Here is a 16,262-nt window from a genome sequence, read left to right as displayed (position 1 = left end):
GATTGGTAAACGCTTGACGTTGAATGCTTTGATTTCTTCTTGTTTATAATCCGGCTTCCGGATAACTGTCGTTAAATTTTAAAATCCCTCGCCCAAAAACAAAAAAAGTCAGAGGATATACCCCTGACTTTTTCACTAAAAATAATAAATTCTATTTTTGCTTATTCAAATCTTTTCTCCAAATGTAGGCTGCGCAACGACCCGGGCATCACTCGGCCTTACATCTTGCAGTCCCGTTTTGGTGAATGTACCAGCCACAGTCTTACACCAAATATCACCAACTTGAACGTACATATCCGCATGACTGTTTCCAGCGAGAATGATTGTATTATAGCCCATAATATCAAAAACCAGTGACAGTACCTGAGCATCAGAATCACAGTCGCTGACCCCTCTAACCAGATTATCATAAGCAGATTTGGGCGATCCATCCCCCGGATTACTCTTACCTTCGGCTAAATCCCATGCAAGCAGCATTGTTTTATATACATGTTCAATCTTTTCCTTGCTGACCCCGGACTTTACCAATTCGCCAATATCTGCTTCTGCAAAGTATAGCTGAACGTTGCGTTCCGAGCGATCTGCCTTGTCACCTGACCACCGAACACCATCAATATACTCCGCATATTCCTTAGGCATTTCGTATTGTTCGAATTTACTTACGGCTGCCTGGGCAATCGCCATGATCTTATTGTACTCGTCGCTATTTTGACTACCGTACGTATGATCGCCATATTTCACGGTTATTCCGCCAATTACTTTTTGAACATCCTTCTGGCTATCTATGGTTACCGTATTGCTTGATTTATCATAATTGACATTTGCTCCAAGGGCTTCTGCTACAAAACGCAGGGGAACCATGGTCGTATTCTTGATTGTCTGCGCTTTGACCGCCAGCCGAATCTTGGCGAAATTCACATACCCGTAGCTATCGCCTAACGCCAGTGTGATGAAGGTATCCCATTTTGCCGCTGTAATGACCTGTCCGGCAGCATCAAAATTGATTTTACAACCCATGGCTTCAAATATACCGCGCATTGGGACCAATACTGTCCCTCCAGACATTACAGGAGCGAGCAACGGAATACGACTGCTTGACCCCATCCAGCATAACGATAATCTCATTACTTGCTATCGCTGCCTTTGCCGTTGTAATCTCGGATTGCGCGGTATTTTGATTTACTGCCGCTAATTTTACCGTTGATACCGTAGTGGTTAACCCAATCTTTTGTTTAATCCGCTGAATTTGGCCATTGATCGTATTTTCTTCACCCCGCAGGGTACTCAAGCCGTCTCCTCCATGAATTACGATCGCTTTTTCCGTGTCCAGAATGACCGTTCGCAGCTTGTCCATGTAGTTATATTCCGTGTTGCCCGACAGACGCTGCTCAATAGCAGTAAGACTGTTAGCAATAACTTCTAACCTTTGCAAGCTCCACCCCTGTTCGTTGAGTACCTGAACGGCTCTTCTTAAATTAAGAAGGTAGGCATCATCAGACTCAGTAATAGTTGTAGCAGAAGCAGCAATGGCTGGCGAAGGGCTTACCTGGTTCGCATAAGCAATTGGACACCCAAGCAGCCCTCCCAGCAGACTGGAGCTTAACAGCAGACCACCAATCACTAAGCTAAAGATTCGTGTGACAGCTTGACCCTTACCCGTATCTCGAGAATAGGTGGTCGTTCCGTAGATCTCTGTATTCTGTTCCTGTGACTTTAATCGTTTATTAACCATTGACGTTTCCTCCTTGGATACCATTATTAGTCCGTCAATGATATGAATAGCCTGCGATAAAATGTCACTACGGAAAAATAATTGTGGTGATAAATATATAATTGATGAAATAAAATAATGTTCCTATAGTTTGGAGTAAAAACACTTTGCTAAATTAATCATGATGCTGTACCGATGCTCCAGCTTCAAATTACTTCAGGAAAGTAACCCTCATTCCACCAAAATTTATAAAGTACTATAGCAATCGTTCTTTTGGATGGAATGGATCTCAAAAAACCATACCGAATTGCAAATATAAATTAAATACCCCTGCATTGATAATAAGGTAACACCTTACCAATATTCTTTGTTTGCACAGTAGCAAAATATCCTAATAATCTCGCTTCCTTTATTTGAAAAAAAACCGCAAAAAAAAGAACGGCATCTCTGCCGTTTCTTCTGTGATGGACTCTCAGGGGCTCGAACCCTGGACAAATAGATTAAGAGTCTACTGCTCTACCAACTGAGCTAAGAGTCCGTAGTATGGTGGAGAATAGGGGGCTCGAACCCCTGACCTCATCGCTGCCAGCGATGCGCTCTCCCAGCTGAGCTAATTCCCCATACGCTTGATTTCGAATCACATTATGTATTCTGAAATCCATTTTGAGCGGTTCGCTCAAGTCGCTTTCAAGTTGTTATGTTTCGTAGGCGACTTCTATATAATACAGAAATTCAGCATCAGTGTCAACACATTTATAAAATTAATTAATTTCTGTGCAGAGGCGCTTCACACAGAGGCCAGCCTCACAATATCAAGGCTAGCCCCTTTATGCCAGGAATGGCACATTACCTCTTCACAAAGCCTCCTACAGCCCGTCCAGCTCCTCAGTCCCCTTAGAGAGCAGTCCCTTCAGTTCCTTCATAAACATGTTGATGTCCTTGAACTGGCGGTACACGGACGCGAAGCGAACGTAAGCTACCTCATCTACAGGATAGAGCTGCTCCATGACCAGCTCGCCGATCTGGCGGCTCTCGATCTCGGCCAGGGCGATGCCGCGCAGGCTTTTCTCAACCTCGGATACGATGACTTCCAGACGCTCTACAGAAACGGGACGCTTCTCACAGGCGCGGATGAGGCCACGGAGGATTTTGTCACGGCTGAACTCTTCGCGGCTGCCGTCTTTTTTGATGACGATCAGCGGGGTCTCTTCAATCATTTCAAAGGTGGTGAAACGGCGGCTGCACAGTTCGCATTCGCGCCTGCGGCGGATTGACTTATTCTCATTGGCTGGACGGGAGTCAAGCACTTTGGTATTGGTGTGATCACAGTAAGGGCAATGATATGAATAGCCTGCGATAAAATGTCACTACGGAAAAATAATTGTGGTGATAAATATATAATTGATGAAATAAAATAATGTTCCTATAGTTTGGAGTAAAAACACTTTGCTAAATTAATCATGATGCTGTACCGATGCTCCAGCTTCAAATTACTTCAGGAAAGTAACCCTCATTCCACCAAAATTTATAAAGTACTATAGCAATCGTTCTTTTGGATGGAATGGATCTCAAAAAACCATACCGAATTGCAAATATAAATTAAATACCCCTGCATTGATAATAAGGTAACACCTTACCAATATTCTTTGTTTGCACAGTAGCAAAATATCCTAATAATCTCGCTTCCTTTATTTGAAAAAAAACCGCAAAAAAAAGAACGGCATCTCTGCCGTTTCTTCTGTGATGGACTCTCAGGGGCTCGAACCCTGGACAAATAGATTAAGAGTCTACTGCTCTACCAACTGAGCTAAGAGTCCGTAGTATGGTGGAGAATAGGGGGCTCGAACCCCTGACCTCATCGCTGCCAGCGATGCGCTCTCCCAGCTGAGCTAATTCCCCATACGCTTGATTTCGAATCACATTATGTATTCTGAAATCCATTTTGAGCGGTTCGCTCAAGTCGCTTTCAAGTTGTTATGTTTCGTAGGCGACTTCTATATAATACAGAAATTCAGCATCAGTGTCAACACATTTATAAAATTAATTAATTTCTGTGCAGAGGCGCTTCACACAGAGGCCAGCCTCACAATATCAAGGCTAGCCCCTTTATGCCAGGAATGGCACATTACCTCTTCACAAAGCCTCCTACAGCCCGTCCAGCTCCTCAGTCCCCTTAGAGAGCAGTCCCTTCAGTTCCTTCATAAACATGTTGATGTCCTTGAACTGGCGGTACACGGACGCGAAGCGAACGTAAGCTACCTCATCTACAGGATAGAGCTGCTCCATGACCAGCTCGCCGATCTGGCGGCTCTCGATCTCGGCCAGGGCGATGCCGCGCAGGCTTTTCTCAACCTCGGATACGATGACTTCCAGACGCTCTACAGAAACGGGACGCTTCTCACAGGCGCGGATGAGGCCACGGAGGATTTTGTCACGGCTGAACTCTTCGCGGCTGCCGTCTTTTTTGATGACGATCAGCGGGGTCTCTTCAATCATTTCAAAGGTGGTGAAACGGCGGCTGCACAGTTCGCATTCGCGCCTGCGGCGGATTGACTTATTCTCATTGGCTGGACGGGAGTCAAGCACTTTGGTATTGGTGTGATCACAGTAAGGGCATTTCATAAGCTTCATCACTTCCTCATAGTAAGAATGGGTATGCCCCGCTCCTGAATAACCAGGCTAAACGGGGCTTATGTTAATTTCCAGAAATCACCGTTTATTTGTTGTTATGAATATGGCAAGTCCGGCACATAATACAGTTACCAACCGATAGGAGGTGAACAGCAATGAGCCAAAACAACAGCTCCAATAACCTGGTAGCTCCAAATTCACGCGGTGCCTTGGAACAACTGAAATTCGAAGTTGCCCAAGAACTAGGTATCACCCTCTCCCCAGATGGATACCAAGGCAATAAAACTTCTTACGAAAACGGTTCGATCGGTGGTTACATCACTAAACGTCTTGTAACCCTGGCTGAACAGCAATTGGCAGGTCAATACAAATAATCTGTCTCCATAAGCTTGCCTAAAGAAGTATTGAACGGCCTCCGGGCCGTTTGATGCTTCTTTTTATGTCGGCACAAATGCAATATTTAAAGCAGAGCCTCAGAATTCACTGTAGAGCTCCGTGTATTGGTCATAATAATAAATGACGCGCTGTACATAATGACGGGTCTCGCCGAACGGGATATCCTTCACAGACGCTTCTGTTCCGTCCCACCGGCCTTCATCCAGCCAGCTCTGTACTTTGCCGGGTCCGGCATTATAGGCGGCTATAACCGCTGTCCGGTTGCCGTCAAACTGCCGCGAAAGCGTAGACAAATACCAGGTACCCAGTTCGATATTGGAAGATGGCTCTTCTTTTAGCCGCTCAAGCGACACATCGGGAAGCTTGGCCTTTTCCAGCGCCCACTTGGCGGTATCCGGCATCAGCTGCATCAGTCCGAGTGCACCCTTTTTGGATTCGCGTCCGGTCTTGAAATTGGTCTCAACCCGGATAATTGACGCCACCAGGAACGGGTCCATCTGATAAGTAAGGCTGTGTTTGCGGATCTCATCTTTATAATGTATCGGATAAAACCAAGACATCCAATTGGTGCCCAGGAACAGGATCGCTGTAAAGCCAATAAACAGCAGCAGCAGTACTCTTTTTTTGCGCAGCCACTTCATCATGAGAGGCCCAGCCTGTCCCACAGGCCAGCAACCTGCCGCTCCGTAGCTCCGGGATCACCGCTGTTGTCGATCACATAGTCGGCTTTCCTGCGCTTTAGTTCGATGTCCATCTGCGATTTCAGCCGGTTCTCGGCTTGTTCCAGCGTCATTCCGTTCCGCGCCATGAGCCTGGCCAGTTGGACTCTGCGGGGCACATATACCACAATAATCTGATCGAATAAATTGTCCAGCTGTGATTCATAGAGCAGCGGAATATCCACAATAACCAGCCGCTGCGGATCTTCCTGATCTAACGCATACATACAGTTCTTAATTTCTGTGCGGATCGCCGGATGCGTCAGATTGTTCAAGGTCTGAAGTGCTTCCGGATCCCGGAAAACCATCTCCCCCAGCCTCGCCCGGTCCAGTGTTCCGTCCGGCTGCAGAATCGTCTCTCCAAAAGCCTGTACAGCAGCGGCCAGCACCGGATGTCCGGGGAGCATAACCTCTCTGGCGATGACGTCGGCATCCACCAGAGCAGCTCCCTTGGCGACAAACAGTGCGGACACGGTGCTTTTTCCGGAGGCAATCCCTCCGGTTAAGCCCATAATCATGTACTCACCTCATAATAGCTTCATTATACCCATTGCAATCAATAATAACGCCGGCAGAACAGCCGCATGCTTCATCCAGTAGCTGCCTGACAATCTTAGCCCTGTCTTCATCCCCAGCAGCAGAAATGTTCCGCTGAACACAGCGATCATCAGCGAGGTTGACACCGGGCTGAACCCGAGCAGCGCAGCGCCGAGACCGGCACCAAAGGCATCCAGCGACAAAGCAATGCCCAGGACCATGGCTTCCATGGAGGAGATACTCCCGGAAGCATCCATATCAGCGGAAGACGGAGTGCGGAGGATCTGAATGACTACTCCCAGATGCCGGAGCTCCAGCGAGAATACAGCCGGCTTCAGCGGCTCAGCCTCTTCCTCAATCGCAGCGGCAGTAGCCGTCTCCAGCAAGGCTTGCCGGTCTGGCAGCCCGTCTCCGGCTCCCAGCTCAGCTTCCCCCTGTCCCTTCTCTTTCTGTGTCAGCATCTGGAACAGCGACCAGCAGCCCATCAAGACGAGAATAACCGCTCCGATACTGGAAGCGGCATGCGGCGAGACCACCTTGGCCAGCAGCACGCCGACCTGCATAGACACACAAATGACTACCCCCGAACAGAGCGAGATAATCATAATTGAGAGCAAAGGAATTTTCATTTTACGCAGTCCATATGTAATGCCTACACCAAATCCGTCCAAACTAAGAGCAAACGCAAGCAGCAGCAGTGACAACAATGGGCTCAGCACCCGCAATCCCTCCCGTGAAGAACCGGAACCTGGCGGCCTTGTTAGCCGGGTTCCGTTCGCCTTAATCAGCAATCTTCACACATTATATGGGCGGGACGGGCAGTGAGTGCCTGCCTTTTGATGAAGCATGGACAACACCGCTTAGAATTTCCTATAAATCCACTTCATAAGCCCGGCTGAATGCTTACCTTATCTGCACCGGTACAGGCTGGCAGCTCGGACAATAATGCGTGCCCCGGCCGCCGACAACACTTTTCTCAATTAACGTTCCGCAGGTAGCGCAAGGCTGATCCTTGCGTCCGTATATGCGGTGCTGATCCTGGTAATTCCCGCTTTCCCCCTGGCCGTTGACATACGACTTCACTGAGGAGCCTCCCGCATTCACCGCCTCTGTCAAGGTTGCAACGATCGCATGATGCAGCCTGGCCAGATGGTCCTCCGAGAGAGAGTTTGCGGTTTCTTCCGGATGAATACCGGCACGGTGCAGGGATTCATCCACATAAATATTGCCGATACCGACGATATATTCCTGATTCAGCAGCAGCGGCTTAATTTTGGTGCTTCTCTTCGAGACAATCTGCTTGAAACGCTCCAGGGTGAAATCTGCATCCAGCGGTTCCTGTCCCAGCTTGTTCAGCGGCTTCAGCAGCAGATCCTCACCCGGCTGGAACAAATGCATCGTTCCAAACTGGCGCACATCGGTATAACGCAGCTCCGTACCGTCGGTGAAATGGAAAATCACATGAGTATGCTTGTCCAGCGGCTCTCCCTCCCGGTACACCCCGTAACGGCCTTCCATCCGCAGATGGGAGACCATCACAAGTCCATCGAAGACGAACCGCAGGAACTTGCCTCTGCGCTCAACCGTTACTACGCTATGGCCTGCCAGCATATGGGCAAAAGCCTGAATATCATCCGGCCGCTGAATAATCCGCGGCAGCCGGACGGTGACATGCTCTATCTGCTTGCCTGCAATTAAATCATTAAGTGTTCTTCTGACTGTTTCGACTTCCGGCAGTTCCGGCATAATGGCTCACCTCCATTCCATTATACCGGATATCCAGCGGATGCGGGGAGCCTATTTCGCTTCATACCAGTTACTGCCAAAACTTACCTCTGCCTTCAATGGAACGGACAGCTTCAGCGCTCCGGCCATAACCTCCGGCAGCAACTGCTTCATCTGTTCCAGTTCATCTTCCGGCACCTCGAACACAAGCTCATCGTGCACCTGCAGCAGCATGCGGCTCTTCAGCCCGCGCTCGTACAGTGCCTTGTCCATGTGAACCATTGCCAGCTTGATAATATCGGCAGCCGTTCCCTGGATCGGCGTATTCATGGCGGTACGTTCGGCGAAAGAACGCAGATTGAAGTTCTTCGCATTGATCTCCGGCAAATAGCGGCGGCGCTCCAGCAAGGTAGTCACATACCCCTGCTTGCGGGCCTCGACCACGATATCATCCATATAGCGGCGGACACCCTTGAACACTTCGAAATACTGCTCAATGAACTGGGCCGCTTCCTTGCGCGGAATGTTCAGGTTCTGTGACAGGCCATAATCACTGATGCCATACACAATCCCGAAGTTAACCGCCTTGGCGGAACGGCGCATATTGCTGTCCACCATATCGGCTGTGACGCCGAATACATCCATCGCTGTCTTGGTATGAATATCCATGTCTTCTACAAAAGCTTCCTTCATCCGCTCATCGCCGGAGATATGCGCCAGTACCCGTAGCTCAATCTGCGAGTAATCCGCCGCCAGAATTGACCAGCCAGGTTCGGAAGGCACGAACACCTTACGGATCTTGCGGCCTTCCTCCAGCCGGATCGGAATATTCTGCAGGTTCGGGAACTGGCTGCTGAGTCGGCCCGTTGCGGCAATCGTCTGTCGGTAGAAGGTATGGACCTTGCCGGTCTCCGGCGAGATTTCCTTCAGCAGGCCTTCCACATAGGTGGATTGCAGCTTGGCAATGGAACGGTATTGCAGGATCAGGCGCACTGCGTCATGGTAAGGAGCCAGCTTCTCCAGCACCTCGGCATCGGTGGAATACCCGGTCTTCGTCTTCTTCACGACAGGCAGGCCGAGCTTCACAAACAGGATTTCCCCCAGCTGCTTCGGTGAATTGAGATTGAACTCGGTTCCGCAGATCGAATAGATTTCTCCAACCAGCCTGGAGATCTGTGCTTCGAATTCTTTACCGAGCTCTATGAGGTCATCTTTGTTAACCGCAATGCCCTGCTTCTCCATATCGGCAAGAATCCGCGAGAGCGGCATTTCCAGATCCTGAAACAGTCCGGTCATCGCGGTCTCTTCCAGCTCCTCCTGCTGCTTCTGCACGATGCCAAGCACAGTTGCGCTCTTGCGGGCTACGTGGTTTCCGAGAATCTCAAGCTCAGGTATTCTATATTTGGCCCCTTTGCCGAATACATCTTCATCCGGTGATAAGCGGGGCAGACCGTATTTGCTCGTGAGGTCATTCAGATTCTGGTTCGCTTCCGTCGGGTCAAGCAGATATGCGGCAAGCTGGACATCATTAGCAGCTCCGGCAAAAGCAATCCCCTGCCAATGCAGCGCCAGATCGGCACGGTGCAGGTCATACCCGCTCTTCGGCGCTTTGTCATCGCCGAGCCAGTCCCGGAGCGGCGCAGCGGCGGCGCTCTTCAGCAGGGCAAACGGCACGAAGTAGTGCTGCTCCGGCGAAGACAGCCCAAGACCAATAACCTCCGCACGGTGCGGATTCTCACCATTCGACTCCACATGCAGCGCCGAAATGCCCGGCAGCGCAGCAATCAGGTCAGCCAGTCCGGCTTCATCCACAATAGTGATATTAAGCGCTGCCGCTTCCACCGCTGCTGGATCTGAACTGCTGCCATCGGCCGTATGGGAATAGGCGCTCAGCGACAGGCGTTCGAGCAGGGATTTGAATTCGAGCTTAGCGAGTGCGGGGCCAGCCGTATCCGTATTGATACCGCTGAAGATCATGTCCTCCCAGGCATGCGCAAGCGGAACTTCGCGGTAGATCGTCGCCAGTTTCTTGCTCATGATGGCGCTGTCAGCATGCTCCTCCAGCTTTTCCTTCATTTTGCCCTTCAGCTCACCGGTTCCGGCCAGTACACCTTCTACCGATCCGAACTGCTGAAGCAGCTTAAGCGCTGTCTTCTCCCCTACTCCCGGCACACCGGGAATATTGTCGCTGGCATCGCCCATCAGCCCTTTCAGATCGATGATCTGCTCCGGGGTAAGATCATATTTGTCCCGGATCTGCTGCGGCCCGTACAGCTCTACTTCCGTAACGCCCTTACGGACCAGCGCGACGGTTGTATGCTCGGACGCCAGCTGCAGCATGTCCTTATCCCCGGACACAATCATCACCTCCCGCCCTGCGGCATCCGCCTCGCGGGAGATGGTGCCGATAATATCGTCGGCTTCATAGCCGCCGATCTCAAACTGCGGCACTCCTAATCCCTGCAGCAATTCCTTCAGCAGCGGGAACTGTTCGGACAATTCCGGCGGAGTCTTTTGGCGTCCGCCTTTATAGTCTTCATACCCTTCATGCCGGAAGGTAATCTTCCCGGCGTCAAAGGCCACAATCATATGACTCGGCTTATGCTCTTCAATCAAACGCAGAAGCATCGTCGTGAAACCGTACACCGCATTCGTCTGCTGTCCTGCTGTATTCGTCAGCGGCGGCATCGCGAAAAACGCCCGGTAAATGATATTATTTCCATCAATCAGTATCAGCTTGTCCACTATAGCACCTCGCCTTTATCTTGCTTACTTCTTATATAGTACCATATGCCCCGCACCAAGTTGAAACATAAGGATGATTGATTTTAGTGAAGCCTATTCATGAAGCCCGCCGGATTCACACGGGTCTGCAGCTTATGGCATCCTAAGCAGGATTTCCAATCAGACGGCGCTTTAAAACAAAAAAAGGCAAGCCTCCGGGGATGAAGGCTTGCTGTCGTGCCTTATGCTTTTATTGTTTATTGATTCAGATCCGGACGTTTGCCCGTTACAAGATAAACTACGCTCTCGCCAATGTTGGTCGCATGATCTGCGATACGCTCAATATAACGGCCAACCAGCGTAAGCAGCATCGCTTGATTAACCGACTCGGGCTTCTGAACCATGTAAGTGTACAGTTCATTAATCATTGCACTGTACAGCCCGTCGACCTGGTCGTCGTCCTGGGCCATTTTGTAGGCCAGATCCGTATTCTCATCCAGATAGGACTGAATTGCCTCTGAGATCATTACCGTAACAATCTCGGCCATCCGCGGAATATCCACAAGCGGTTTAATCAGCTGCTGCCCCTGAATCCGCATCGTTACCTTAGCCACATCCAGTGCCAGATCGCCCATACGTTCGAGGTCACTGGAGATTTTGAAGGCTACAATAATGCGGCGCAGATCCTTGGCTACCGGCTGCTGGGTGATGATCAGCCGTGAGCCGATCTCCATAATCCGGTCTTCCATCGCATTCAGCCGTAAATCGTTCTTAACAATTTCCTGTGCCCGCACGGTGTCCAGATTCTGCAAAGCGAGTACTGCACCTTCCAGCGCATCCGTAACATGCTCGCCCATCTGCTCCAGCAGATTGCGCAGCTCTTCCAGATCTTTATCGAATTCTTTTCTGCGAATCATATTGAAAACGATCCTCCTCAAAAACATATGGTCATATAGAGTGAACTTAAGAAACCGCCGTCCCTCTTCTTAAGTTCAGCTTATACCGCTGATTTCCTTCCGGGAACGGTTTCCTCTGCCGCTCAACCGAAGCGTCCGGATATATAATCTTCAGTGCGGGAGTCTTTGGGATTCGAGAACAGCAGTTCCGTATCCTGAGCCTCCACGATAACGCCGTTCAGGAAAAATACGGTGCGCCCCGACACCCGGGCGGCCTGATGCATATTATGCGTGACCATTACAATCGTATACTTATCCCGAAGCTCCTGTACCAGCTCCTCAATCTTCAGCGTGGACACCGGATCAAGTGCGGAGGTGGCCTCGTCCATCAGCAGAATATCCGGCTGTACGGCAAGGGCTCTGGCGATGCAGAGACGCTGCTGCTGGCCACCGGACAAGCTGAGGGCAGACTTCTTGAGGAAATCCTTCACTTCCTCCCAGAGTGCGGATTGGCGCAGGCTTTGCTCCACAATGACATCAAGCTCGGCTTTGCCCTTCACCCCGTGGAGGCGCGGACCATAAGCAACATTGTCATAAATCGACTTGGGAAAAGGATTGGGCTGCTGGAACACCATCCCTACCTGCTTGCGCAGACTTTCCACTTCAATCTCGTCGCTGTAAATATTTTTACCGCCGATGTTTACTGTTCCTTCAATACGCGTTCCGGGAATCATGTCGTTCATTCGGTTTAGGGTACGCAGCAGCGTGGACTTTCCGCAGCCGGAAGGACCGATAAAAGCGGTAACCTGTTTCTCCGGAATTTGCAGATCCACATTCTTCAGCGCGTGAAATGACTCATAGTAGAGATCAAGTTTCTCTATGTCAATGATGGATTTCATTAGTTTCTGTTGTCTCCTTCTCATCATCTTCGTTCCCCATGATAAGCTTTCAGTGTAAATAGAGCTCCAGAGAATTGTTAACGCTGTGTAAAATCAAAATTCAGCAGGACAGGTGTATCAGAAAAAGAACACCGCCATATCAAATGACTGGTGTTCTCTTCTTGTTCACGACCAGCTTATAGCCCACGCCGCGGATGGAATCAATATGCACGGATTCAGGATCAAGCTCAAGCTTCTTGCGCAGCGAGCTGACATGAACATCTACAGTACGCTGGCCGCCGATATAATCGAAACCCCAGACCGCATTCATCAGATCATCACGCGTCAGAACCACACCCGGCTTCCGGGCCAGATACAGCAGGACTTCAAACTCCTTGGGACGCAGATTAATACTCTGTCCGCCCAGCGAAACTTCATAACGTTCCGGGTAGATTTCCAGCTGTCCCAGGATAATGGTCGAAGCGGATACCGCCGTTTCCGGCGGGGCTTCCTCGGCAAGGCCGGATATCCGGCGCAGAACCGCGCTGACACGGGCCAGTAATTCGGAGACGCCAAACGGCTTAGTTATGTAATCATCGGCCCCGGATTTCAGGCCCCGGACTACATCTTCTTCGGCATTCTTTGCCGTCAGCACAATGACCGGTGTACGTATGCCCTGTCCACGCAATTTATCCAGAATGTCAATGCCGTTCATGCCGGGCAGCATAAGATCCAGTACGATTAAATCAAAAGGTTCTCTAGTCGCACGGTCGTATCCTGCCGTTCCATGATCCTCCACCGTCACTTCATAGCCTTCCTGTGTCAAATTATAAGACAGCAGCCGGGCCAGTGTCGGTTCGTCTTCAATGACAAGCAATCGTTGTGCCATAGGTTCCCCCGTCTTTTCATAGGTTATTAAATTTACAAAACTGCACACATGCACATCATAGCACCACAATGTTAACTTGGTGTAAAATTACGAATTTAATATTACCCCTTTGCCGGCATACAATCAAATCAGGACATACGCCCTATCCACAGGCTTAAGACGGATGTCCTATCAGAATCAAGTAGATGTACAGGTTACTCGTTCTCTTCCTGCAGCAGCGGCAATTCCAGGATAAAAGAGCTGCCGATGCCCAGATCGCTCTCTACCGTAATTGATCCTCGGTGCAGCTCTACCAGATGCTTCACGATGGACAAGCCCAGGCCGGTTCCGCCGGAGCTTCTGGAGCGGGCTTTGTCCACCCGGTAGAAGCGCTCGAAGATCCGCGGCAGATCCTTGCGCGGAATCCCCATGCCCGTATCGCTCACGGTAAAACGCACACTCTCCGTTCCGTCTGCCTTTTGAACGTTGACTACGGTGACCCTTACATTTCCCCCGTCCTGCGTGTAGTTAATCGCATTCGAGAGCAGATTCATGAAGATCTGGCGCAGCTTGTCTTCATCCCCCTCGATAAACAGCTCCGCAGGTACATCCGAGCTCAGGGTGATCTTCTTTTTCTCCGCCACCTTGCTGAGTGTTTCCAGCACAGAATCGAAGAACTCGATCAAATGAACCGGCGAGCAGTCCAGCTGGACGCGTTTGGATTCGATTTTGGACAATTCGAGAATATCTCCGATCAGACGGTTGAGCCGTTCATTCTCATCATAAATAATCTGCAGGAACGAACGTGCCGTCTTCTCATCCGTAACGCCTCCGCCGAGCAGGGTTTCGGCGAAGCCTTTTACCGCAGCTACCGGTGTCTTCAGCTCATGGGAGACATTCGCGACGAATTCGCTGCGCATTTTCTCCAGACGGCGGATTTCCGTCACCTCCTGAAGCAGGAACAGCATTCCGCGGGTGGAACCGTCCTGAATCATCGGCACACCGTCCAGGCGTACAATCCGCTCCACCGGATTATAGATAATACGCTCTTCATGGACCGGTTCATTACGGGATACGCCTTCTTCAATCAGCCGGGTCAGCTCATAATGATGTTTGATCTCTTTGTAGGAATGCCCGGTCATCTCGCTGTTCTTCACATCAAGAAGCCGCTCTGCCGCACGGTTGAGCAGGGCAATCTCCCCTTCAGCATTAATCATCACGATCCCGCCGGTCATGTTATCGAGTACGCTTTGCAGCAGATCCTCGTTGTCGCGGATGGTCTTCAATTGGGCTTGCAGACTGTCCGCCATGGCGTTGATCGCTGTTGCCAGCTGGCCGATCTCATCCTTGCGCTTCATTGGCACGCGGGCATCGTAATCCAGATCGGTGATACGCCTCGCGACTCTGGTAATCTGCTCTAGCGGTGAGGTCATGCTGGAGGCTACCTTATAGCTCACAAAAGTGGCCGCAATAAACAGCAGCACGAGTCCTCCGGCCATAATCATCCACGCCCGGTTCAGTCCTTCCGTCACTGCATCCAGTCCCATGGAGAGCCGGATATATCCGTCGAAGCCCTGGTCAGAAACTACCGCACCAGCTACATAGAGCATTTCCCGGTCCAGCGTATCACTGTAGCGGATTGCCCGGCCAATCCCTTCTTTTGCAGCGAGCAGCTCTTCTTCCCGGGTGGAGTGGTTGTCCATTTCTAGCGGATTGCGCTCCGAATCGCCAATCACCCGGCCTTCCCTCGTAATGAAGGTGATGCGCGATCCTGTCAGTGTGGATATCGTCCGTGCCTGGTCTGTATAATAATCCATGGCATCCGGACTGTTCATATCCTTGAACGTAAACGTGCCGGAGAGCAGATTTATTTCCCGGGACATGTTTTCTTCCAGTACGGAAATATGTGAGTCCTTAAACAGCTGGGCCATTGTAATGCCAGCCCCGGTCATGGATATCCCGATCAGGGCCATGAGTATGAATGTAAGCCGAACGCGGAACGGTTTCATCAGTAGTAGTCCTCTTCCTTATCATTGTGTCCTTGTGAACATCCTACCTCCATTTTCAGCAAAATACCAGTTCCGGCGGCGATTATCAACGGAGTGTAAAATGGGGGCTGTGCTGTTGAAGATCATAGTGTGTTTCGCTTAGGAGTAGGAGCAACGTTTGAACTTGCTGTGAACGCTACGCAAACGGACCGTTGTTCCGATCGCTGTTGTTCCCGGATTTTATTTATTCTCCTTAGCGGTGAAAATCCGTGAACAAAGGCGAACGCTATCGCTTCTCCACAATCAGTCCGTCCGCTCCGCTGTTTAAGAGGGGGAAGTTACGGGAAACCTGTAGACTCTTCAACCCCTCAACCCTCAACCCTCAACCCTTCAACCTTCAACCCTCAACCCTTAACCCTCAACCTTCATCCTTCAATCCTTCAATCCTTCAATCCTTCAATCCTTCAATCCTCAACCCTCAACCCTCAACCCTCAACCTTCAACCTTCAATCCTTCAATCCTTCAATCCTTCACTCCTTCAATCCTTCAATCCTTCAATCCTTCAATCCTTCAATCCTTCAATCCTTAAATCCTTCAATCCTTCAATCCTTCAATCCTTCAATCCTCAACCCTTCGACCTTCAACCTTCATCCCTTCATCCCCATCCTTCAATCCTTCAATCCTTCAATCCTTCAATCCTTCAATCCTTCAATCCTTCAATCCTTCAATCCTTCAATCCTCAACCCTTCGACCTTCAACCTTCATCCCTTCATCCCTTCATCCCTTCAATCCTCAACCCTCAACCCTCAACCCTCAACCCTCAACCCTCAACCCTCAACCCTTCAATCCTTCAATCCTCAACCATCAACCTCCAACCCTTAATCCTCCCCCCATAAAATAATAGAAGACAAGAAATCGCCCCTTTTAAATGGCTGGACCACACACCATTTAAAAGGAGCGATTCTTTTAACACACTTTATAGTCTATGGACCAATATTCTTCCTTTAACTGGTATTAATCAGCAACAAATACTAATGCAACCGCTTCTTGTAGCTCAAATCAGATAGATTTTTATAAAATCCTGCATAAAATACAACATTTTTCCCATTATATCGACCCAAAACCAAAATTGTTGTACCAAAGAGTCAATTTCATAATTCAGTTGGCTGAATAGCAAGACTTGGCCAAA

14 protein-coding genes and 4 tRNA genes are annotated in these 16,262 nt (G+C 49.9%); 1 reads left to right on the top strand and 17 read right to left on the bottom strand.

Features of this window, described 5'->3' with window-relative positions:
- Nucleotides 1-165 precede the first annotated feature (165 nt).
- The 8 genes from QW71_RS38195 to nrdR (QW71_RS24130) form a co-directional block, all read right to left on the bottom strand.
- Nucleotides 166-1,038, bottom strand: a complete 873-nt coding sequence (locus QW71_RS38195) for a copper amine oxidase N-terminal domain-containing protein (protein WP_052770155.1) — start codon at nt 1,036-1,038, stop codon at nt 166-168.
- Nucleotides 1,022-1,732: a hypothetical protein gene (locus QW71_RS24160; RefSeq protein WP_039305019.1), complete on the bottom strand. Its 711-nt coding sequence runs from the start codon at nt 1,730-1,732 to the stop codon at nt 1,022-1,024. Before QW71_RS24160 ends, QW71_RS38195 begins: the two co-directional genes overlap by 17 nt.
- A 444-nt stretch (nt 1,733-2,176) precedes the next feature.
- Nucleotides 2,177-2,249: transfer RNA gene (locus tag QW71_RS24155), tRNA-Lys, on the bottom strand.
- A 6-nt stretch (nt 2,250-2,255) separates the two neighbouring features.
- Nucleotides 2,256-2,331 (bottom strand) — tRNA-Ala (locus QW71_RS24150).
- Between the two features lie 246 nt (nt 2,332-2,577).
- The gene (gene nrdR / locus QW71_RS37270; protein WP_047013949.1) at nt 2,578-3,069 is read right to left on the bottom strand and encodes a transcriptional regulator NrdR; all 492 of its coding nucleotides are present in this window, start codon (nt 3,067-3,069) and stop codon (nt 2,578-2,580) included.
- Between the two features lie 386 nt (nt 3,070-3,455).
- Nucleotides 3,456-3,528, bottom strand: a tRNA-Lys gene (locus QW71_RS24140).
- A gap of 6 nt (nt 3,529-3,534) precedes the next feature.
- A tRNA-Ala gene (locus QW71_RS24135) sits at nt 3,535-3,610 on the bottom strand.
- A gap of 246 nt (nt 3,611-3,856) precedes the next feature.
- Nucleotides 3,857-4,333 (bottom strand): transcriptional regulator NrdR, encoded by a 477-nt coding sequence (nrdR, locus tag QW71_RS24130; protein WP_039305242.1) that lies wholly within the window; start codon nt 4,331-4,333, stop codon nt 3,857-3,859.
- 164 nt (nt 4,334-4,497) lie between these two features.
- Between nrdR (QW71_RS24130) and QW71_RS24125 the strand changes: the two genes are divergently transcribed.
- Entirely contained in the window at nt 4,498-4,716 is a 219-nt protein-coding gene (locus QW71_RS24125) for an alpha/beta-type small acid-soluble spore protein (RefSeq protein ID WP_039305013.1), read from the top strand.
- A 99-nt stretch (nt 4,717-4,815) separates the two neighbouring features.
- Here the strand turns inward: QW71_RS24125 and QW71_RS24120 are convergent, their stop codons facing one another.
- The 9 genes from QW71_RS24120 to pnpS form a co-directional block, all read right to left on the bottom strand.
- Nucleotides 4,816-5,379, bottom strand: a complete 564-nt coding sequence (locus QW71_RS24120) for a lytic transglycosylase domain-containing protein (protein ID WP_039305239.1) — start codon at nt 5,377-5,379, stop codon at nt 4,816-4,818.
- Complete coding sequence (gene coaE, locus QW71_RS24115) at nt 5,379-5,975, bottom strand: dephospho-CoA kinase (RefSeq protein WP_039305008.1); 597 nt, start codon at nt 5,973-5,975, stop codon at nt 5,379-5,381. Before coaE ends, QW71_RS24120 begins: the two co-directional genes overlap by 1 nt.
- A 9-nt stretch (nt 5,976-5,984) precedes the next feature.
- Nucleotides 5,985-6,713 (bottom strand): manganese efflux pump, encoded by a 729-nt coding sequence (locus tag QW71_RS24110; RefSeq protein WP_039305001.1) that lies wholly within the window; start codon nt 6,711-6,713, stop codon nt 5,985-5,987.
- Nucleotides 6,714-6,897: 184 nt separating this feature from the next.
- The gene (gene mutM, locus QW71_RS24105) at nt 6,898-7,740 is read right to left on the bottom strand and encodes a DNA-formamidopyrimidine glycosylase (RefSeq protein WP_039304998.1); all 843 of its coding nucleotides are present in this window, start codon (nt 7,738-7,740) and stop codon (nt 6,898-6,900) included.
- Nucleotides 7,741-7,791: 51 nt separating this feature from the next.
- Nucleotides 7,792-10,464, bottom strand: a complete 2,673-nt coding sequence (gene polA, locus QW71_RS24100) for a DNA polymerase I (protein WP_039304995.1) — start codon at nt 10,462-10,464, stop codon at nt 7,792-7,794.
- A gap of 236 nt (nt 10,465-10,700) precedes the next feature.
- The gene (phoU, locus tag QW71_RS24095) at nt 10,701-11,360 is read right to left on the bottom strand and encodes a phosphate signaling complex protein PhoU (RefSeq protein WP_039304983.1); all 660 of its coding nucleotides are present in this window, start codon (nt 11,358-11,360) and stop codon (nt 10,701-10,703) included.
- 122 nt (nt 11,361-11,482) lie between these two features.
- Nucleotides 11,483-12,238, bottom strand: a complete 756-nt coding sequence (gene pstB, locus QW71_RS24090) for a phosphate ABC transporter ATP-binding protein PstB (RefSeq protein ID WP_039304980.1) — start codon at nt 12,236-12,238, stop codon at nt 11,483-11,485.
- Nucleotides 12,239-12,377: 139 nt separating this feature from the next.
- Complete coding sequence (locus QW71_RS24085; RefSeq protein WP_039304977.1) at nt 12,378-13,106, bottom strand: response regulator transcription factor; 729 nt, start codon at nt 13,104-13,106, stop codon at nt 12,378-12,380.
- 194 nt (nt 13,107-13,300) lie between these two features.
- Nucleotides 13,301-15,094, bottom strand: a complete 1,794-nt coding sequence (pnpS, locus tag QW71_RS24080; RefSeq protein WP_039304974.1) for a two-component system histidine kinase PnpS — start codon at nt 15,092-15,094, stop codon at nt 13,301-13,303.
- Between the last annotated feature and the right edge of the window lie 1,168 nt (nt 15,095-16,262).

It is taken from the genome of Paenibacillus sp. IHB B 3415 (assembly GCF_000802655.2).
In the GTDB taxonomy this organism is placed as follows: Bacteria; Bacillota; Bacilli; order Paenibacillales; family Paenibacillaceae; genus Paenibacillus_AQ; species Paenibacillus_AQ phytohabitans.
This window is presented reverse-complemented; position numbering and strand designations above follow the sequence as displayed.